Annotated in this window: 12 protein-coding genes and 2 pseudogenes; all 14 read left to right on the plus strand. The window is 67.5% G+C overall.

Translation table 11 applies throughout. From position 1 onward, the window contains the following. The first annotated feature begins 394 nt into the window (after nucleotides 1–394). The gene (gene imuA, locus H9L41_RS09975) at nucleotides 395–1111 is read left to right on the plus strand and encodes a translesion DNA synthesis-associated protein ImuA (protein WP_051319067.1); all 717 of its coding nucleotides are present in this window, start codon (nucleotides 395–397) and stop codon (nucleotides 1109–1111) included. Next, on the plus strand, nucleotides 1035–2474 hold the full coding sequence (locus H9L41_RS09980) for a Y-family DNA polymerase (RefSeq protein ID WP_028446507.1): 1440 nt from the start codon (nucleotides 1035–1037) through the stop codon (nucleotides 2472–2474). The genes imuA and H9L41_RS09980 overlap by 77 nt, the downstream gene beginning before the upstream one ends. A 114-nt stretch (nucleotides 2475–2588) precedes the next feature. Further along, nucleotides 2589–2879 (plus strand): PHP domain-containing protein, encoded by a 291-nt coding sequence (locus H9L41_RS25695; RefSeq protein WP_308419636.1) that lies wholly within the window; start codon nucleotides 2589–2591, stop codon nucleotides 2877–2879. Beyond that, complete coding sequence (locus H9L41_RS09985; protein WP_308419637.1) at nucleotides 2831–5698, plus strand: error-prone DNA polymerase; 2868 nt, start codon at nucleotides 2831–2833, stop codon at nucleotides 5696–5698. The genes H9L41_RS25695 and H9L41_RS09985 overlap by 49 nt, the downstream gene beginning before the upstream one ends. Before the next feature lie 207 nt (nucleotides 5699–5905). Then, the gene (locus tag H9L41_RS09990; RefSeq protein WP_028446505.1) at nucleotides 5906–6229 is read left to right on the plus strand and encodes a hypothetical protein; all 324 of its coding nucleotides are present in this window, start codon (nucleotides 5906–5908) and stop codon (nucleotides 6227–6229) included. 285 nt (nucleotides 6230–6514) lie between these two features. Beyond that, the gene (locus H9L41_RS09995; RefSeq protein WP_028446504.1) at nucleotides 6515–8698 is read left to right on the plus strand and encodes a type I secretion system permease/ATPase; all 2184 of its coding nucleotides are present in this window, start codon (nucleotides 6515–6517) and stop codon (nucleotides 8696–8698) included. Further along, nucleotides 8695–10065 carry an HlyD family type I secretion periplasmic adaptor subunit gene (locus H9L41_RS10000; RefSeq protein WP_308419638.1) on the plus strand — a complete coding sequence of 457 codons (1371 nt, stop codon included), beginning with the start codon at nucleotides 8695–8697 and terminating at the stop codon, nucleotides 10063–10065. The genes H9L41_RS09995 and H9L41_RS10000 overlap by 4 nt, the downstream gene beginning before the upstream one ends. 276 nt (nucleotides 10066–10341) lie before the next feature. After that, on the plus strand, nucleotides 10342–10767 hold the full coding sequence (locus H9L41_RS10005) for a LuxR family transcriptional regulator (RefSeq protein ID WP_187523783.1): 426 nt from the start codon (nucleotides 10342–10344) through the stop codon (nucleotides 10765–10767). A 95-nt stretch (nucleotides 10768–10862) separates the two neighbouring features. Continuing rightward, nucleotides 10863–14747, plus strand: coding sequence for a retention module-containing protein (locus H9L41_RS10010; protein WP_187523784.1), 3885 nt, complete (start codon nucleotides 10863–10865; stop codon nucleotides 14745–14747). After that, nucleotides 14642–15358, plus strand: coding sequence for an Ig-like domain-containing protein (locus H9L41_RS24555; RefSeq protein WP_265584036.1), 717 nt, complete (start codon nucleotides 14642–14644; stop codon nucleotides 15356–15358). The genes H9L41_RS10010 and H9L41_RS24555 overlap by 106 nt, the downstream gene beginning before the upstream one ends. Further along, nucleotides 15271–16128 (plus strand): annotated as a pseudogene (locus H9L41_RS24560) (Ig-like domain-containing protein); the annotation flags it as partial. The gene H9L41_RS24555 and the pseudogene H9L41_RS24560, both read left to right, overlap by 88 nt. Nucleotides 16129–16193: 65 nt before the next feature. Then, the gene (locus H9L41_RS24565; protein WP_265583982.1) at nucleotides 16194–18506 is read left to right on the plus strand and encodes a beta strand repeat-containing protein; all 2313 of its coding nucleotides are present in this window, start codon (nucleotides 16194–16196) and stop codon (nucleotides 18504–18506) included. Next, nucleotides 18398–20755, plus strand: coding sequence for a beta strand repeat-containing protein (locus H9L41_RS10020; RefSeq protein WP_187523785.1), 2358 nt, complete (start codon nucleotides 18398–18400; stop codon nucleotides 20753–20755). The genes H9L41_RS24565 and H9L41_RS10020 overlap by 109 nt, the downstream gene beginning before the upstream one ends. Further along, a pseudogene (locus H9L41_RS24570) lies at nucleotides 20695–21480 on the plus strand (Ig-like domain-containing protein); the annotation flags it as partial. The gene H9L41_RS10020 and the pseudogene H9L41_RS24570, both read left to right, overlap by 61 nt. Between the last annotated feature and the right edge of the window lie 36 nt (nucleotides 21481–21516).

Raw genomic sequence — 21516 nt, forward strand, 5'->3', positions numbered from 1 at the left:
GGTGGGTGAGGAGTGAGGAGTGAGGAGTGAGGAGTGAGGAGTGAGGAGTGAGGAGTGAGGAGTGAGGAGTGAGGAGTGAGGAGTGAGGAGTGAGGAGTGAGGAGTGAGGAGTGAGGGGTGAGGGGTGAGGGGTGAGGGGTAACCCCATCCCATCCGAAGCCGGCCGCTCCGTCCCTCCCTTGAAGGGGAGGGAGTACGTGCGGTGACTGGCTTTGATGATGGGCTGACGATCACCAACGTTCGAAACAGGTGCTGCCCGGCCCCTCCCCTTCAAGGGGAGGTTGGGAGGGGGATGGGGTTACCCTCACCCCTCACCCCTCACACGCAGTCCACACCTTGCGTAGAGAACGTCCGTTCACCATAATGGGTGAACGTTCGTACACCGGAGCGCATCATGCAGGCAGCCCTCGCCGAAGTCCTCAAGCATCCCGGCATCTGGCGCGGCGACGGCTTCAGCCAGGCCGTGCCCGCCACCGTCGACTGCCGCCACGCCGAACTGGCCGCGCTGCTGCCCGGCGGCGGCTGGCCGCAGGCCGCGGTGACCGAACTGGTCGCCTCGCGCGCGGGCTGCGGCGAACTCAAGCTGCTGCTGCCCGCGCTGGCCGAGCTGACCCGCGCCGGCCGCCAGGTGCTGCTGATCGCGCCGCCGCACATCCCCTACGCGCCGGCCTGGCAGGCCGCCGGGGTCGACCTCGGCCGGCTGACCTGGGTCGACCCCGCCTGCGAGAACGATGCGCAATGGGCGATGGAGCAGGCGTTGCGCGAGCCGGCCTGCGGCGCGGTGGTCGGCTGGTTCGGCCATGCGCTGACCGATCGCCAGTGCCGCCGCCTGCTGGTGGCGGCCGAAGCCGGCGGCGCTTGCGGCTTCGTGCTGCGCCAAGGCGTACCGGAATCCACCGCCTCGCCGTTCCCGCTGCGGCTCAGCGTGAACTCGGTGGCTGGCGGCGTGACCGTACGCGTGCTCAAGCGGCGCGGCTCGCCGGCCGACCGTCCCCTGTTCCTGCCCCATGCGACGCCCGCGCGTCCTGCCGATCATGCTGTGGCTCGCCCTGTACCTGCCGAACCTGCCGCTCGACGCGCTGCACCTCGCGCCTACGCCTACGCTGGCTGAGCCCTGGGCGGTCGTCGAGACGATCGAGCGGCAGGAACGGGTGATCGCCTGCAACGCCATGGCGCAGGCCGAAGGCGTTCAGGTCGGCCAGCTGCGGTCGGCGGCCCAGGCGCTGGCGGCGGGCTTGCAGCTGACTCGGCGCCGGCCCGAGCAGGAGGCCGCGCTACTCGACAGCCTGGCCGCCTGGGCGCTGCAGTTCACGCCGACGGTCTGCCTCGATCCGCCGGCCGGCCTGCTGCTCGAGATCGGCGGCTGCCTGCGCTACTTCCAGGGGCTGGAACGGCTGCGACGGCTGGTGGCGGAAGGGCTGGCGGCGTTCGGTCCGGCGGCCATGGATGCGGTGGCGCCGACTGCGCTGGCCGCGGCCTGGCTGGCGCGGCGCGGCGGTGCGCCGGTGGTGGATCGACCGGCCGCACTGGCCGAGGCGCTCGCGCGGCTGCCGCTCGACGACCTGCCCTGGCCGGCCGAACGGCAGCGGCGCCTGCATGCGCTGGGTTTGCGCCGCTTCGGCCAGTTGACCGCCTTGCCGCGCGATGGACTGTCGCGCCGCTTCGGGCCGGGGCTGCTCGACGAGATGGATCGCGCCCGCGGCCTTGCGCCCGATCCGCGCGAGGCCTTCGTACCGGCCGAGGTGTTCGACCGCCGCATCGTGCTGCACTGGGCGACCGAGCAGGTCGAGGCGCTCGGCTTCGTCGCCAAGCGCCTGCTGGCCGAACTGGCCGGCTTCCTGGCCGGCCGCGGGCTGGGCGCGCAGCAACTGGCGCTGGAGCTGTGCCACGAGGGCAAGCCGCCGACCGGGCTGCTGGTCGGCCTGGGCAAGCCGACGCGTTCGGCCGACGCCATGCTGGCGATCCTGCGCGAGCGGCTGGGCCGGCTCGCGCTGCCGGCGCCGGTCGAGGCGCTGCGGCTGCGTGTCGACGCGCTGCACCGGCTGGACGGCCTGCCGCTCGATCTGTTCGGCACCACCCGCGCCGCCGGCGATTTCGACCTGTTGCTGGCGCGGATGGCAGCCCGGCTCGGCGCAGAGGCGATCAAGACCGTGGCCTGCCAGCCCGACCACCGGCCCGAGCGGGCCTGGCGGCTGGTGCCGGCCGGCACGGCTTCGCCTGCCTTGCCGGTCGGCGAGCGGCCGGGCTGGCTGCTGCCGGAACCCCTGCCGCTGGCGGTGCGCGACGAGCGGCCCTGGCACGGCGAACCGCTGCGGCTGCTGGGCCGGGCCGAGCGCATCGAATCGGGCTGGTGGGACGGCGAGGCGGTGGCGCGCGACTACTACCAGGCCGAAGGGCCGTCGGGCCGGCGCTACTGGATCTATCGCCAGCGCGGCGGCGACGGCGAGTGGTACTTGCATGGCCTGTTCGGCTGAGAGGCGGCTCGGCGCGATCGACCGTCTGGCGCCGTACCGCACCCGGCCATCCCATCCGATGCAGGCCATTCGTCCAATCCCTGAAATGCCGTGCGCGGCGCCGAGGAAGCGGCCATGACATCCACCGGTCTGCCGGACTACGCCGAGCTGCACTGCCTCTCCAACTTCAGCTTCCAGCGCGGCGCCTCGCAGGCCGAGGAGCTGGTCGAGCGCGCGCAGGCGCGCGGCTACCGCGCGCTGGCCATCACCGACGAATGCTCGCTCGCCGGCATCGTGCGTGCCCACGTGGCGGCCAAGGCGGCCGGGCTGCAGCTGATCGTGGGGCGGAATTCCGCCTCGACGACGGTCTGCGCCTGGTGCTGCTGGCACCGGACCGCGAGGCGTATGGCGACCTGTCGGCGCTGATCGCCACCGGCCGCCGCCAGGCGGGCAAGGGCAGCTACCGGCTCGCGCGCGCCGACGTGGCCGCGGCGGCCGCGCGCCTGCTCGCGCTGTGGCTGCCGTCCGCGATCGCCGACGACCCGGTCGACGAAGCCGATGGCCGCTGGTTCGCCCGGCATTTCGCCGGGCGCGCCTGGCTCGCCGTCGAGCTGTTCCAGGATGCCGGCGACCGCGAGCGGCTGGCTCGCCTGCGCGCGCTGGCCGCGCTGTGCGGACTGCCCTGCGTGGCGGCCGGCGACGTCCACATGCACGTGCGTTCGCGGCGGGCGCTGCAGGACGTGCTGACCGCGATCCGGCTCGGCAAGCCGGTGGCCGAGTGCGGCATGGCGCTGTTCCCCAACGGCGAGCGCCACCTGCGCAGCCGCCTGTCGCTGGCCCGCATCTATCCGGCCGAGCTGATGGCCGAGACGGTGCGGATCGCCGAGCGCTGCACCTTCTCGCTCGACAGCCTGCGCTACGAATACCCCGAGGAGCTGGTGCCGGCCGGCTCGACGCCGACGCGCCACTTGGCCGCGCTGATCGAGGCCGGCCTGCGCCGCCGCTATCCGGACGGCGTACCGATCGCGGTGCGGCAACAGGTCGGCAAGGAACTGGCGCTGATCGCCGAGCTGCGCTACGAGCCCTTCTTCCTCACCGTCGAGGACGCGGTCGCCTTCGCCCGCAGCCAGGGCATCCTGTGCCAGGGCCGCGGCTCGGCGGCCAACTCGGCGGTCTGCTACGCGCTCGGCATCACCGAGGTCGATCCGAGCCGGTCGGCGCTGCTGTTCGAGCGCTTCCTCTCGCGCGAGCGCAACGAGCCGCCCGACATCGACGTCGACTTCGAGCACGAGCGGCGCGAGGAGGTGATCCAGTACCTCTACGCCAAATACGGCCGCGACCGCGCCGCATTGGCCGCCACCGTGATCACCTATCGGCCGCGCAGCACGCTGCGCGACCTGGGCCGCGCGCTCGGTTTCGACGACGGCCAGATCGACCGGCTGAACAAGACGCTGGCCTGGTGGGATCGGCGCGACCAGCTGCCGCAGCGGCTGGAGGAGGTCGGCTTCGATCCGCGCAGCCGCCAGGTGCGCCTGCTGCTGCGGCTCACCGACCAGCTGCTGCGTTTTCCGCGCCACCTGAGCCAGCACGTCGGCGGCTTCGTCATCTCGCGCGGGCCGCTGGCGCGGCTGGTGCCGATCGAGAACGCGGCGATGAAGGACCGTACGGTGATCCAGTGGGACAAGGACGACCTCGAGTCGCTCGGCCTGCTCAAGGTCGACGTGCTGGCGCTCGGCATGCTCAGCGCCATCCGCCGCGCCTTCGACCTGGTGGCGGCGGTGCGGCGGCAGCCGAAGCTGACCATGGCGACGCTGCCGAAGGAGGATCCGGCGGTCTACCGCATGATCTGCCGGGCCGACACGCTCGGCGTGTTCCAGATCGAATCGCGCGCCCAGATGAGCATGCTGCCCAAGCTCAAGCCGGTGAACTTCTACGACCTGGTGGTCGAGGTCGCGCTGGTGCGGCCGGGGCCGATCCAGGGCGGCATGGTGCATCCCTACCTCGAGCGGCGCGAAGCCTACCGCCAGGGCCAGCGCGAGTTCGACTACCCGAGCCCGGCGGTGCGGCGCGTGCTCGAGCGCACGCTGGGCATCCCGATCTTCCAGGAGCAGGTGATGGAACTGGCGGTGGTCGCGGCCGACTTCACCCACGGCGAGTCGGACCAGCTGCGCCGCTCGATGGCCTCGTGGCGGCAGAGCGGCACGCTCGAGCGTTTCCGCCTCAAGCTCAAGGAAGGCATGCGGCGCAACGGCTACGAGGAGCACTACATCGAGCGCATCCTGGCGCAGATCGAGGGCTTTTCCGAATACGGCTTCCCCGAGTCGCATGCCGCCAGCTTCGCGCTGCTGGTCTACGTCTCGGCCTGGCTCAAGCGCTACGAGCCGGCGGCCTTCACCTGCGCGCTGCTCAACAGCCAGCCGATGGGCTTCTATTCGCCGGCCCAGCTGGTGCAGGACGCCGCGCGCCACGGCGTCGAGGTGAGGCCGGTCGACGTGCAGCACAGCGGCTGGGACTGCTCGCTCGAGGCGGGCGAGCACGGGCCGGCGCTGCGGCTTGGCCTGCGGCTGGTACAGGGCCTGAGCGCGGAGGCCGGCGGGCGGATCGCCGCGGCCCGGCCGGCGGGCGGCTATGCGGCCCTGGGCCAACTGCAGCGGCTGGCCGCGCTCGACCGGCGCAGCCTCGGCGCGCTGGCCGAGGCCGACGGCCTCGCCGCGCTGACCGGCCATCGGCGCCAGGCGCGCTGGCTGGCCGGCGGACTCGGCGGCGCGGCCGACCTGACGGCCGGCCTCGACGAGGACCTCGCGCCGGCCGACCTGCCGGTGCCACGCCTGGGCGAGGAGATCGCCGGCGATTACCGCAGCGTGGGGCTCAGCCTGCGCGCCCACCCGGTCAGCCTGCTGCGCGCCGGCCTGCGGCGCGAGCGGCTGCTGTCGGCCGGCGAGATCCTGGCCTGTCAGGACCGGCAGCCGGCCAGGGCCTGCGGCATCGTGACCACGCGGCAGCGGCCGGGTACCGCCAAGGGGACCACCTTCGTCACGCTCGAGGACGAGACCGGCTGCGTCAACGTGGTGGTCTGGAGCGACCTGGCCGAGCGCCAGCGCAAGGAATTGCTGGGTGCGCGGCTGCTGGCGGTCTATGGTGTGGTGCAGCGCGACGGCGCGGTGGTGCATCTGCTGGCCAAGCGCTTGGTGGATAAGTCGGCGTTATTGGGCGAATTGCTGGTCGAAAGCCGCGACTTCAAATAAGCGCCGCCGGCCTGGAATATTTACCTTGCGTCGCCGCCGGCTGGTGCGAATTGGCACGGCACCGATCGATTGGCTAACGTGAGGGTGGATGGACCGATATCGATCGGAATTGCGTAAGCGACTGAACTGAAACGAATTGGAATATTTGAACGGTGCAAGGTGGCCGGCATCCGCCGGCCGCCAGGCCGAAAATGGGAGGGACAGACAATGTTGTACGTGGAACGGGATGCAAATGGCCGGGTCCTTTCCGTATCGAGGCAGGCTCGTCCCGGCGATGAGGTGGTCGAGGACGGGCATCCGGACGTGCTGCGATTTCTCGGTGTCGACGAAAGTCACGGCGGATTCAACGTACTCGACGCCGATTTCGTGCGGGTGATCGAAGATGTCATTGATACTTTGATTGAGAACAATGTCATAAAGTTGACCGATCTTCCCGCCGCGGCCCAGCGCAAGCTGATGGCACGCAAAGGCATGCGCAACAAGCTGCAGGGGGCGCTTAACCTGCTCGGCAACGATGAACTGATTCTTTGAATGATTTTGCCTGCATGTGGATAAGTGAGAACCGCCTGATTTGATACCGGTTACGGTTACCAGCAGGCTTTGCGGAGCGGCAATTGTCCGATTAAGCTTGCCTGTGCAAGTGTCGCAATACCTGACGCCCATTCGGGCGGATGCGGCCAGAATTAAACAGTCATGATGAATAACATTAGATAGTCATGATGAACGGAGGAGGACGGGTTCATTGCCCGATCGGCATGTGTTGCCAGACCCGTCGGCTACTCGAATTCAACCCGCAAGGAAAGTCCATCGCCGCTTATGTCGTCCTCCACCCTGAGCGAATCCGAGATTGAAGATTCCTTCGCCTGGCATGTGGGCGAGCATTCGACGCGTTACGACCCTCTGCTCGACTGCGTGGTGATGATCGCCCGCATCTTCGGCATCACCACCACCCACGAATCGCTGTCCGCCGGCCTGCCGCTCGAGAACAACCAGCTCACCCCGGCGCTGCTGCCGCGCGCTGCCGCCCGGGCCGGCCTGACCGCGCGGGTGGTGAGCCGGCCGCTCGACGATATCCGTCCGGGCCTGTTGCCGGCCATCCTGCTGCTCAAGGGCAAGCTCGCCTGCATCCTGCTCGAATGGCTGCCCACCGGCGAGGCGCGCGTGCGCTACCCCGAGGGCGGCGAATCGGCCGACGTGCTGAGCCGCGAGGAGCTCGATGCGCTCTATACCGGCGTGGTGTTCTACGTCCGGCCGCTGTTCCACTTCGACGCCCGCACGCCCGAGACCGGGCCGGTACGCAGCCGGCACTGGTTCTGGAGCGTGGTGTTCCAGAACTGGCGGCTCTACCGCGACAGCCTGCTGGCCGCGCTGCTGATCAACCTGTTCGCGCTCGCCACGCCGCTGTTCTCGATGAACGTGTACGACCGGGTGGTGCCCAACCGCGCCGAGGAAACGCTGTGGGTGCTGGCGCTCGGCGTGCTCCTGATGATGGGCTTCGACCTCGCGCTGCGCATCGTGCGCGCCTTCATCCTCGACACCGCCGGCAAGCGCATCGACGTGACGCTGTCGGCCCGCATCATGGAACGCGTGCTCGGCCTGCGGCTGGCCGACCGGCCGGCCTCGGTCGGTTCCTTCGCGGCCAATCTGCGCGCCTTCGAGTCGGTGCGCGACTTCATCGCCTCGGCCACCATCACCGCGCTGGTCGATCTACCCTTCGTGCTGATCTTCCTGCTGGTCCTGGTCTGGATTTCGCCCTGGCTGATCGTGCCGCCGCTGGTCGGCATCGTGCTGCTGCTGGTCACCGCGATGGTGGCGCAGCAGAAGATGCACGAGCTGGTCGACGTCACCCAACGCGCCTCGGCCCAGCGCAACGCGACGCTGGTGGAGAGCCTGGTCGGGCTCGAGACCATCAAGTTCATGGTGGCCGAGGGCAGCATCCAGCAGAAATGGGAGCGCGCCACCGTCTTCCTGGCCCAGACCGGCTCGCGCCTCAAGCTGCTGTCGTCGGCCACGCTCAATATCGCCACCTCGCTGCAGCAGGCGGTGTCGGTGGTGGTGGTGATGGTCGGCGTCTACCTGCTGTTCGATCACCAGGTCAGCATGGGCGGCATCATCGCCGCCTCGATGCTGGCCGGCCGCGTGATGAGCCCGTTCGGCCAGGTCGCCGGCCTGATGATGCAGTACCAGGGCGCGCGCAACGGCCTCGGCTCGGTCGAGGGCTACATGAAGATGCCGACCGAGCGGCCGGAGGATTCGTCCTTCCTGCACCGCACCCGCTTCCAGGGCCGCATCGAGTTCAAGAACGTCACCTTCCACTACCCGAACCGCGAGGACGTCGCGCTGCAGGGCGTGTCGTTCAAGATCCGCGCCGGCGAGCGCGTCGGCATCATCGGCCGGGTCGGCTCGGGCAAGTCGACGGTCCAGCGGCTGGTGCTCGGCCTCTACCAGCCGACCGAGGGCGCGGTGCTGATCGACGGCATCGATGCGCGCCAGATCGATCCGGCCGAGCTGCGCCGCGCGATCGGCTTCGTGCCGCAGGACATCAACCTGTTCTACGGCTCGCTGAAGGAAAACATCGCGATGGGGGCGCCTTTCGCCGACGACCAGAAGATCCTGGCGGCAGCCGAGGTCGCCGGCGTGACCGAGTTCGCCGACCGCCATCCGCAGGGTTTCGACATGCAGATCGGCGAGCGCGGCGAATCGCTGTCCGGCGGCCAGCGCCAGGCGGTCGGCATCGCCCGCGCGGTGCTCAACGATGCGCCGATCCTGCTGCTGGACGAGCCGAGCAGCGCGATGGACCACATGAGCGAAGAGATGCTGAAGACCCGGTTGCGCAAGTATGCCGACGGCAAGACGCTGATCCTGGTCACCCACCGCACCTCGCTGCTCGACCTGGTCGACCGCCTGATCGTGATCGACAGCGGCCAGGTGATGGCCGACGGTCCCAAGGCCCAGGTGGTCGAGGCGCTGCAGCACGGCCGGATCGGACGGGCGGTATGAACGCGCCGGCGAACAAGGGCATGCAACTGAGCAAGCCGGCCGATGCCGGCAAGCCGCGGCCGCTGTCGCCTTGGCGGCATTTCTACGCGCCGGTCTCGCGCCTGCTCGACCGCGGCCTGCGCGCCGTCGCGCCTGACGAGCGCGACCAGGACGACGATTTCGACGCCAACGCCGACTGGGCCATCGCCGAGCAGACGCCGCGCGGCGCGCGCGCGCTGGTCTGGCTCAGCGTGGCGGCCTTCGCCGTCCTGCTGGTGTGGGCCGGTTTCGCGCCGATCGACGAGGTGACGCGCGGCGAGGGCAAGGTGATCCCGTCGCGTCAGGTCCAGGTGCTGCAGAGCATGGATGGCGGCATCGTGTCGCAGATCCTGGTGCGCGAAGGCCAGTCGGTCGAGGTCGGCCAGTTGCTGCTCAAGGTCGACCCGACGCGCATGGTCTCCTCGCTGCGCGAGAACCGTGCGCAGGATCTGGCCCTGCAGGCCAAGGCCGCGCGGCTGAAGGCGCTCGCCGACGGCACCGAATTCATCGCGCCGCCCGAAGTGCTCAAGGAGGCGCCGGAACTGGCCGAGCAGGAGCGCACGCTGTACCAGTCGCGCCGGGCCGAGCTCGAGGCGACCCTCGGCGTGGCCCGCCAGCAGGCGGCCCAGCGCAGCCAGGAGCTGACCAGCGTGCGCGCCCGGCGCGACCAGGCGGCGCGCAGCTACGAGCTGACCAACCAGGAACTCGAACTTACGCGGCCGCTGGCCAAGACCGGTGCGGTATCCGACGTCGAACTGCTGCGGCTCGAGCGCGACGTGGCGCGCTACCGCGGCGAGCGCGACAGCGCCAACGCCGACATCCCGCGGCTGCAGGCCGCGATCGGCGAGGCCTCGCGCAAGATGCAGGAGGTCGAGCTGGCCTTCCGCAACGAGGCGCGCTCCGAGCTCAGCGAGAGCAATGCCAAGATCAGCGCCTTGTCGGAAGGCAGCCTCGCGCTCGAGGACAAGGTCAAGCAGACCGAGATCCGCTCGCCGGTGCGTGGCACGGTCAAGCAGTTGCTGGTGAACACCGTGGGCGGCGTGGTGCAGCCGGGCAAGGATCTCCTGCAGGTGGTGCCGACCGACGACGCGCTGCTGCTCGAGGCGCGCATCCTGCCCAGGGACATCGCCTTCCTGCGTCCTGGCCAGCGCGCGCTGGTCAAGTTCACCGCCTACGACTTCGCCACCTACGGCGGCCTCGAGGCCACGCTCGAGCACATCAGCGCCGATACCGTGACCGACGACAAGGGCAACGCCTTCTTCCTGGTTCGGGTCCGCACGGTATCCAGCAATCTCGGCCCGCAGAAGCTGCCGATCATCCCGGCATGGTGGCCGAGGTCGACATCCTGACCGGCAAGAAGACCATCCTTTCCTACCTGCTCAAGCCCATCTTGCGCGCCAAAGCCAATTCCCTCACCGAGCGATGACCGTCTTGCCCGTGTTTCTCGTAACCCACGACGCCGGTCTGCTCGACCATTGGCTGCGCGCGCTCGACGGCGCCGTGGCCGGCGTTTTCGATCAATACGCCGCATTGGAGGCGGCCACGCTGCCGCCGGGGCTGCGCTGTGGCTCGACAGTGCGCTGCCCGATCTGCCGGATTGGCAGGATGCGCGCTGGCAGCCGCTGGTGTCGGCCTCGCGGCTGGTCCTGGCGAGCTCGCGGCCGGACCGGACCGAGGCGATGCGGGCCTTCGAGGCCGGCTGCGTCGGCTACTGCCATGCCTTCGCCGACCGCGAGACGCTGCAGCAGGTGCAGGAGGTGGTAGCGGCGGGCAATGTCTGGGTCGGCCGCGAGCTGATGCAGCAGCTGCTGGCGGCGGCCAGCCATGCCGCGGCCCGCCGTCCGGCAGCCGATGCGGGCTGGTCCGCGGGCCTGACCGAGCGCGAGCGCGAGGTGTCCGAACTGGCCGCCAACGGCGTCTCGAACCGCGACATCGCACTGCGCTGCCGCATCACCGAACGCACGGTGAAGGCCCATCTGGCCGCCGTGTTCCACAAGCTCAACGTCACCGACCGTCTCCAGCTCGCCCTGCGCGTGCACGGCATCAGCTAGAACCTGCCTGCTACCTGTACTCCAGGACAATATCGGCCTGTAAGGCGCGCGCGTAGCATCGCCGCCATTGCCCTTATTGCGTCCAGGAGTATCGAATGGCTGCCGATCAAACCATTGCACAAGCCCGTGGAACCGTCGTCCTGCTGCAAGGCAAGGCCTGGGTCGTCGATGCGCAGGGACAGCGCGTCGAACTCAATATCGGTGACGAGGTGCAGGTCGGCCAGGTGGTGATCACCGAGGCCGGCACCCAGCTCGAGCTGGGCCTGCCCAACGGCCAGATGGTGACGGTGGCTGCAGGACGCGAGCTGCTGATCGACGCCAACCTGCTCGGCGTGGCGCCCAGCGACGCGACCGAGGCCGCGCTCAAGGAGCTCGACAGCGGGCCCGATCGCATCATCCAGGCGCTGAACGAGGGCAAGGATCTTTCCACCGAACTCGAAGCCACCGCCGCCGGCCTGGGCGCGGGCGGCGAGGGCGATGCGCACGGCTTCGTCCGGCTGCTGCGCATCAACGAAGACATCGACCCGCTCTCGCTCGATCGCCAGGTCGCGGGTTCCGATGCGACCGAAGAGCCTCAATTCGACGGCGGCGATGCCACGGCGGCACCGGTCGCCCAGGACGACACGGCCGAGGTCGACGAGGACGGCAGCGTCGTCATCGACGTGCTGCGCAACGATAGCGACGGTACGGGCGGCACGCTCACCCTGGTCGGCGTGCCGACCGCCTCGCACGGCGTGGTCACCGTCAACCCCGACGGCACCCTGACCTATACCCCGAATCCCGATTTCAACGGCACCGAGCAGATCATTTACACGGTGACCAATGGTCAGGGGCAGACCTCGTCCGCGACCGTCACGGTCACCGTGAACCCGGTCAACGACGTGCCGGTGCTGGTGGATAGCAACGGCACGCCGCTGGGTGACGATCAGAGCGTAACGACCCAGGAAGACACGCCGATAAGCGGCAGCCTGTCCGCGAACGATCCGGATGGCGATCCGCTGACCTTCAACAAGGGCAGCGATCCGGCGCACGGCACGGTGGTGGTGAATGCCGACGGTACGTGGACCTACACGCCGAACACGAACTACAACGGCGCCGACAGCTTCACGGTGAGCGTGAGCGATGGTAAGGGCGGCGTCGACACGATCACGGTCAATGTCGGCGTGACACCGGTGAATGACGTGCCGGTGTTGGTGGACGGCAATGGTGTGCCGCTGGGCGATGACCAGAGCGTAGTGACGCCGGAAGACACGCCGGTAAGCGGTAGCCTGTCCGCGAACGATCCGGATGGCGATCCGCTGACCTTCAACAAGGGCAGCGATCCGGTGCACGGCACGGTGGTGGTGAATGCCGACGGTACGTGGACCTACACGCCGAACACGAACTACAACGGCGCCGACAGCTTCACGGTGAGCGTGAGCGATGGTAAGGGCGGCGTCGACACGATCACGGTCAATGTCGGCGTGACGCCGGTGAATGACGTGCCGGTGTTGGTGGACGGCAATGGTGTGCCGCTGGGCGATGACCAGAGCGTGGTGACGCCGGAAGACACGCCGGTAAGCGGCAGCCTGTCCGCGAACGACCCGGATGGCGATCCGCTGACCTTCAACAAGGGCAGCGATCCGGCGCATGGCACGGTGGTGGTGAATGCTGACGGTACGTGGACCTACACGCCGAACACGAACTACAACGGCGCCGACAGCTTCACGGTGAGCGTGAGCGATGGCCAGGGCGGTGTCGACACGATCACGGTCAATGTCGGCGTGACGCCGGTGAATGACGTGCCGGTGCTGGTGGACGGCAATGGTGTGCCGCTGGGCGATGACCAGAGCGTAGTGACGCCGGAAGACACGCCGGTAAGCGGCAGCCTGTCCGCGAACGACCCGGATGGCGATCCGCTGACCTTCAACAAGGGCAGCGATCCGGCGCATGGCACGGTGGTGGTGAATGCTGACGGTACGTGGACCTACACGCCGAACACGAACTACAACGGCGCGGACAGCTTCACGGTGAGCGTGAGCGATGGTAAGGGCGGCGTCGACACGATCACGGTCAATGTCGGCGTGACGCCGGTGAATGACGTGCCGGTGTTGGTGGACGGCAATGGTGTGCCGCTGGGCGATGACCAGAGCGTGGTGACGCCGGAAGACACGCCGGTAAGCGGCAGCCTGTCCGCGAACGACCCGGATGGCGATCCGCTGACCTTCAACAAGGGCAGCGATCCGGAGCATGGCACGGTGGTGGTGAATGACGACGGTACGTGGACCTATACACCGAACACGAACTACAACGGCGCCGACAGCTTCTCGGTGAGCGTGAGCGATGGCCAGGGCGGCGTCGACACGATCACGGTCAATATTGGCGTGACGCCTGTAGATGATGTGGTGACGGCGAGCATCACGCTGGATGCGAACATCACGGCCGACGACGTGATCAACGCCAGCGAAGCCGGCCAGACCATTGCGATCACCGGCACGGTAGGCGGTGATGCCCACGTCGGCGACACAGTGACGCTGACGGTGAACGGCAAGACCTTCACCGGCACGGTTCAAGCCGGCAACACCTTCAGCATCGGCGTGCCGGGGGCGGATCTGGTGGCTGATGCCGGCCATTCGATCAGCGCGTCGGTCACCACGACCGATGCTGCCGGCAATACCGCGACGGCGACGGATACCGAAGGCTACAGCGTCGATACGACGGTGACGGCCAGCATCACGCTGGACGCGAACATCACGGCCGATGACGTGATCAACGCCAGCGAAGCGGGCCAGACCATTGCGATCACCGGCACAGTGGGCGGCGACGTCCAGGTTGGCGACACGGTGACCCTGACGGTGAACGGCAAGACCTTCACCGGCACGGTGCAGGCGGGCAATACCTTCAGCATCGGCGTGCCGGGGGCAGACCTGGCGGCCGATGCCGGCCATTCGATCAGCGCGTCGGTCACCACGACCGATGCCGCGGGCAATACCGCGACGGCCACGGACACCGAAGGCTACAGCGTCGATACGGCGGTGACGGCCAGCATCACGCTGGATTCGAATATCACGGCCGACGACGTGATCAATGCCAGCGAAGCGGGCCAGACCATTGCGGTCACTGGCACGGTGGGCGGCGATGTCCACGTCGGTGACACGGTGACCTTGACGGTGAACGGCAAGACCTTCACCGGCATGGTGCAGGCGGGCAATACCTTCAGCATTGGCGTGCCGGGGGCGGACCTGGCAGCCGATGCCGGTCATTCGATCAGCGCGTCGGTCACCACGACCGATGCCGCGGGCAACACCGCAACCGCGACGGACACCGAAGGCTACAGCGTCGATACGACGGTGACGGCCAGCATTACGCTGGACGCCAACATCACGGCCGACGACGTGATCAATGCGGCTGAAGCAGGCCAGACCATTGCGATCACTGGCACGGTGGGCGGCGATGTCCACGTCGGCGACACGGTGACCTTGACGGTGAACGGCAAGACCTTCACGGGCACGGTGCAGGCGGGTAATACCTTCAGCATCGGGGTGCCGGGTGCAGATCTGGTGGCCGATGTGGGTCATTCGATCAGCGCGTCGGTCACCACGACCGATGCCGCAGGCAACACCGCCACCGCGACGGATACCGAGGGTTACAGCGTCGATACGACCGTGACGGCCAGCATCACGCTGGATTCGAATATCACGGCCGACGACGTGATCAATGCCAGCGAAGCGGGCCAGACCATTGCGGTCACTGGCACGGTGGGCGGCGATGTCCACGTCGGTGACACGGTGACCTTGACGGTGAACGGCAAGACCTTCACGGGCACGGTGCAGGCGGGCAATACCTTCAGCATTGGCGTGCCGGGGCGGACCTGGCAGCCGATGCCGGTCATTCGATCAGCGCGTCGGTCACCACGACCGATGCCGCGGGCAATACCGCGACGGCCACGGACGCCGAAGGCTACAGCGTCGATACGACCATCAGCGCGACGATCACGCTGAATGCGAACATCACGGCCGACGACGTGATCAACGCCAGCGAAGCGGGCCAGACCATTGCGATCACCGGCACGGTGGGCGGCGACGTCCACGTCGGCGACACGGTGACGCTGACGGTGAACGGCAAGACCTTCACGGGCACGGTTCAAGCCGGCAATACCTTCAGCATCGGCGTGCCGGGGGCGGACCTGGTGGCCGATGCGGGCCAGAGCATCTCGGCCAGCGTCACGACGACCGATGCCGCCGGCAATACCGCGACGGCGACGGATACCGAAGGCTACAGCGTCGATACGACCATCAGCGCGACGATCACGCTGGATGCGAACATCACGGCCGACGATGTGATCAACGCCAGCGAAGCCGGCCAGACCATTGCGATCACCGGCACGGTAGGGGGCGATGTCCACGTCGGTGACACGGTGACCTTGACGGTGAATAGCAAGACCTTCACCGGCACGGTGCAGGCGGGCAATACCTTCAGCATTGGCGTGCCGGGGCGGACCTGGCAGCCGATGCCGGTCATTCGATCAGCGCGTCGGTCACCACGACCGATGCCGCGGGCAATACCGCGACGGCCACGGACGCCGAAGGCTACAGCGTCGACACGACGGTGACGGCCAGCATCACGCTGGATGCGAATATCACGGCCGACGACGTGATCAATGCCAGCGAAGCGGGCCAGACCATTGCGATCACCGGCACGGTGGGCGGCGATGTTCACGTCGGTGACACGGTGACCTTGACGGTGAACGGCAAGACCTTCACCGGCACGGTGCAGGCGGGTAATACCTTCAGCATTGGTGTGCCGGGGGCGGACCTGGTGGCCGATGCGGGTCATTCGATCAGCGCGTCGGTCACCACGACCGATGCCGCAGGCAACACCGCAACCGCAACGGATACCGAGGGTTACAGCGTCGATACGACCGTGACGGCCAGCATCACGCTGGATGCGAATATCACGGCCGACGACGTGATCAATGCCAGCGAAGCGGGCCAGACCATTGCGGTCACTGGCACGGTGGGCGGCGATGTCCACGTCGGTGACACGGTGACCTTGACGGTGAACGGCAAGACCTTCACCGGCACGGTTCAAGCCGGCAACACCTTCAGCATCGGGGTACCGGGTGCAGACCTGGTGGCCGATGCGGGTCATTCGATCAGTGCGTCGGTCACCACGACCGATGCCGCAGGCAATACCGCAACCGCGACGGATACCGAAGGCTACAGCGTCGATACGACCGTGGCGGCCAGCATCACGCTGGACGCCAACATCACGGGCGATGACGTGATCAATGCGGCTGAAGCGGGCCAGACCATTGCGGTCACTGGCACGGTGGGCGGCGATGTCCACGTCGGCGACACGGTGACGCTGACGGTGAATGGCAAGACCTTCACCGGCACGGTTCAAACCGGCAACACCTTCAGCATTGGCGTGCCGGGGCGGACCTGGTGGCCGATGCGGGCCACAGCATCTCGGCCAGCGTCACCACGACCGATGCTGCCGGCAACACCGCGACGGCCACGGACACCGAAGGCTACAGCGTCGATACGACCATCAGCGCGACGATCACGCTGGACGCCAACATCACGGCCGACGACGTGATCAATGCCAGCGAAGCGGGCCAGACCATTGCCGTCACCGGCACGGTAGGCGGCGACGTCCACGTCGGCGACACGGTGACCTTGACGGTGAACGGCAAGACCTTCACGGGCACGGTGCAGGCGGGTAATACCTTCAGCATCGGTGTGCTGGGCGCGGACCTGGTAGCCGATGCCGGCCATTCGATCAGTGCGTCGGTCACCACGACCGATGCTGCCGGCAATACCGCCACGGCGACGGATACCGAAGGCTACAGCGTCGATACGACCATCAGCGCGACGATCACGCTGGATGCGAACATCACGGCCGACGACGTGATCAATGCCAGCGAAGCCGGCCAGACCATTGCGGTCACCGGCACGGTAGGCGGCGACGTCCACGTCGGCGACACGGTGACCTTGACGGTGAACGGCAAGACCTTCACCGGCACGGTTCAAGCCGGCAACACCTTCAGCATTGGCGTGCCGGGGGCGGACCTGGTGGCCGATGCCGGCCACAGCATCTCGGCCAGTGTGACCACGACCGATGCCGCAGGCAACACCGCCACCGCAACGGATACCGAGGGTTACAGCGTCGATACGACCATCAGCGCGACGATCACGCTGGATGCGAACATCACGGCCGACGACGTGATCAACGCCAGCGAAGCGGGCCAGACCATTGCGGTCACTGGCACGGTGGGCGGCGACGTCCACGTCGGTGACACGGTGACCTTGACGGTGAACGGCAAGACCTTCACGGGCACGGTGCAGGCTGGTAATACCTTCAGCATCGGGGTGCCGGGTGCAGATCTGGTGGCCGATGTGGGTCATTCGATCAGCGCGTCGGTCACCACGACCGATGCCGCAGGCAACACCGCCACCGCGACGGATACCGAAGGCTACAGCGTCGATACGACCGTGACGGCCAGCATCACGCTGGATTCGAATATCACGGCCGACGACGTGATCAACGCCAGCGAAGCCGGCCAGACCATTGCGATCACCGGCACGGTAGGCGGTGATGCCCACGTCGGCGACACAGTGACGCTGACGGTGAACGGCAAGACCTTCACCGGCACGGTTCAAGCCGGCAACACCTTCAGCATCGGCGTGCCGGGGGCGGATCTGGTGGCTGATGCCGGCCATTCGATCAGCGCGTCGGTCACCACGACCGATGCTGCCGGCAATACCGCGACGGCGACGGATACCGAAGGCTACAGCGTCGATACGACGGTGACGGCCAGCATCACGCTGGATTCGAATATCACGGCCGACGACGTGATCAATGCCAGCGAAGCGGGCCAGACCATTGCGGTCACTGGCACGGTGGGCGGCGATGTCCACGTCGGTGACACGGTGACCTTGACGGTGAACGGCAAGACCTTCACCGGCATGGTGCAGGCGGGCAATACCTTCAGCATTGGCGTGCCGGGGGCGGACCTGGCAGCCGATGCCGGTCATTCGATCAGCGCGTCGGTCACCACGACCGATGCCGCGGGCAATACCGCAACCGCGACGGACACCGAAGGCTACAGCGTCGATACGACGGTGACGGCCAGCATTACGCTGGACGCCAACATCACGGCCGACGACGTGATCAATGCGGCTGAAGCAGGCCAGACCATTGCGATCACTGGCACGGTGGGCGGCGATGTCCACGTCGGCGACACGGTGACCTTGACGGTGAACGGCAAGACCTTCACGGGCACGGTGCAGGCTGGTAATACCTTCAGCATCGGGGTGCCGGGTGCAGATCTGGTGGCCGATGCCGGTCATTCGATCAGTGCGTCGGTCACCACGACCGATGCTGCCGGCAATACCGCGACGGCCACGGACGCCGAAGGCTACAGCGTCGACACGACCGTGGCGGCCAGCATCACGCTGGACGCCAATATCACGGCCGATGACGTGATCAATGCCAGCGAAGCGGGCCAGACCATTGCGATCACCGGCACGGTGGGCGGCGATGTCCAGGTCGGCGACACGGTGACCCTGACGGTGAACGGCAAGACCTTCACCGGCACGGTGCAGGCGGGCAATACCTTCAGCATTGGCGTGCCGGGGCGGACCTGGTGGCCGATGCCGGCCATTCGATCAGCGCATCGGTCACCACGACCGATGCCGCAGGCAATACCGCCACGGCGACGGATACCGAAGGCTACAGCGTCGATACGACCGTGACGGCCAGCATCACGCTGGATTCGAATATCACGGCCGACGACGTGATCAATGCCAGCGAAGCGGGCCAGACCATTGCGGTCACTGGCACGGTGGGCGGCGATGTCCACGTCGGTGACACGGTGACCTTGACGGTGAACGGCAAGACCTTCACGGGCACGGTGCAGGCGGGCAATACCTTCAGCATTGGCGTGCCGGGGGCGGACCTGGCAGCCGATGCCGGTCATTCGATCAGCGCGTCGGTCACCACGACCGATGCCGCGGGCAATACCGCGACGGCCACGGACGCCGAAGGCTACAGCGTCGATACGACCATCAGCGCGACGATCACGCTGAATGCGAACATCACGGCCGACGACGTGATCAACGCCAGCGAAGCGGGCCAGACCATTGCGATCACCGGCACGGTGGGCGGCGATGTCCAGGTTGGCGACACGGTGACCCTGACGGTGAACGGCAAGACCTTCACGGGCACGGTGCTGGCCGGCAACACCTTCAGCATCGGCGTGCCGGGGGCAGATCTGGTGGCCGATGCCGGCCACAGCATCTCGGCCAGCGTGACCACGACTGATGCCGCAGGCAATACCGCAACCGCAACGGATACCGAGGGTTACAGCGTCGATACGACCATCAGCGCGACGATCACGCTGGATGCGAACATCACGGCCGACGACGTGATCAATGCCAGCGAAGCGGGCCAGACCATTGCGATCACTGGCACGGTGGGCGGCGATGTCCACGTCGGCGACACGGTGACGCTGACGGTGAACGGCAAGACCTTCACCGGCACGGTGCAGGCCGGGAACACCTTCAGCATCGGCGTGCCGGGCGCAGATCTGGTGGCCGATGCGGGCCACAGCATCTCGGCCAGCGTCACGACGACCGATGCCGCAGGCAACACCGCCACGGCCACGGACACCGAGGGCTACAGCGTCGATACGAGCATCAGCGCGACGATCACGCTGGATGCCAATATCACGGCCGACGACGTGATCAATGCCAGCGAAGCGGGCCAGACCATTACGGTCACCGGCACGGTGGGCGGCGACGCCCACGTCGGCGACACGGTGACCTTGACGGTGAACGGCAAGACCTTCACGGGCACGGTGCAGGCGGGCAATACCTTCGGCATCGGCGTGCCGGGTGCAGACCTGGTGGCCGATGCGGGTCATTCCATCAGCGCGTCGGTCACCACGACCGATGCCGCAGGCAACACCGCCACCGCGACGGATACCGAGGGTTACAGCGTCGATACGACCGTGACGGCCAGCATCACGCTGGACGCCAATATCACGGCCGACGACGTGATCAACGCCAGCGAAGCGGGCCAGACCATTGCGGTCACTGGCACGGTGGGCGGCGACGCCCACGTCGGCGACACGGTGACCCTGATGGTGAACGGCAAGACCTTCACCGGCATGGTGCAGGCGGGCAATACCTTCAGCATTGGCGTGCCGGGCGCGGACCTGGCGGCGGATGCGGGCCACAGCATCTCGGCCAGCGTGACCACGACCGATGCCGCCGGCAACACCGCGACGGCCACGGACACCGAAGGCTACAGCGTCGACACGACCGTGACGGCCAGCATCACGCTGGACGCCAACATCACGGCCGACGACGTGATCAACGCCAGTGAAGCGGGCCAGACCATTGCGGTCACCGGCACGGTGGGCGGCGATGTCCACGTCGGCGACACGGTGACCTTGACGGTGAATGGCAAGACCTTCACGGGCCAGGTCGTGGCCGGCAACACCTTCAGCATCGGGGTGCCGGGTGCAGACCTGGTGGCCGATGCCGGCCATTCGATCAGCGCATCGGTCACCACGACCGATGCTGCCGGCAACACCGCCACCGCGACGGATACCGAGGGTTACAGCGTCGATACGACCATCAGCGCGACGATCACGCTGGATGCGAACATCACGGCCGACGACGTGATCAACGCCAGCGAAGCGGGCCAGACCATTGCGGTCACCGGCACGGTGGGTGGCGATGTCCAGGTCGGCGACACGGTGACCCTGACGGTGAACGGCAAGACCTTCACCGGCACGGTTCAAGCCGGCAACACCTTCAGCATCGGCGTACCGGGGCGGATCTGGTGGCCGATGCCGGTCATTCGATCAGTGCGTCGGTCACCACGACCGATGCCGCGGGCAACACCGCCACCGCCACGGACACCGAAGGCTACAGCGTCGATACGACCATCAGCGCGACGATCACGCTGGATGCGAACATCACGGCCGACGACGTGATCAATGCCAGCGAAGCGGGCCAGACCATTGCGGTCACTGGCACGGTGGGCGGCGATGTCCACGTCGGCGACACGGTGACCTTGACGGTGAACGGCAAGACCTTCACGGGCACGGTGCAGGCGGGTAATACCTTCAGCATCGGGGTGCCGGGTGCAGATCTGGTGGCCGATGTGGGTCATTCGATCAGCGCGTCGGTCACCACGACCGATGCCGCAGGCAACACCGCCACCGCGACGGATACCGAGGGTTACAGCGTCGATACGACCGTGACGGCCAGCATCACGCTGGATTCGAATATCACGGCCGACGACGTGATCAATGCCAGCGAAGCGGGCCAGACCATTGCGGTCACTGGCACGGTGGGCGGCGATGTCCACGTCGGTGACACGGTGACCTTGACGGTGAACGGCAAGACCTTCACGGGCACGGTGCAGGCGGGCAATACCTTCAGCATTGGCGTGCCGGGGGCGGACCTGGCAGCCGATGCCGGTCATTCGATCAGCGCGTCGGTCACCACGACCGATGCCGCGGGCAATACCGCGACGGCCACGGACGCCGAAGGCTACAGCGTCGATACGACCATCAGCGCGACGATCACGCTGAATGCGAACATCACGGCCGACGACGTGATCAACGCCAGCGAAGCGGGCCAGACCATTGCGATCACCGGCACGGTGGGCGGCGACGTCCACGTCGGCGACACGGTGACGCTGACGGTGAACGGCAAGACCTTCACGGGCACGGTTCAAGCCGGCAATACC

It is taken from the genome of Chitinimonas koreensis, from assembly GCF_014353015.1.
Taxonomy (GTDB): domain Bacteria; phylum Pseudomonadota; class Gammaproteobacteria; order Burkholderiales; family Chitinimonadaceae; genus Chitinimonas; species Chitinimonas koreensis.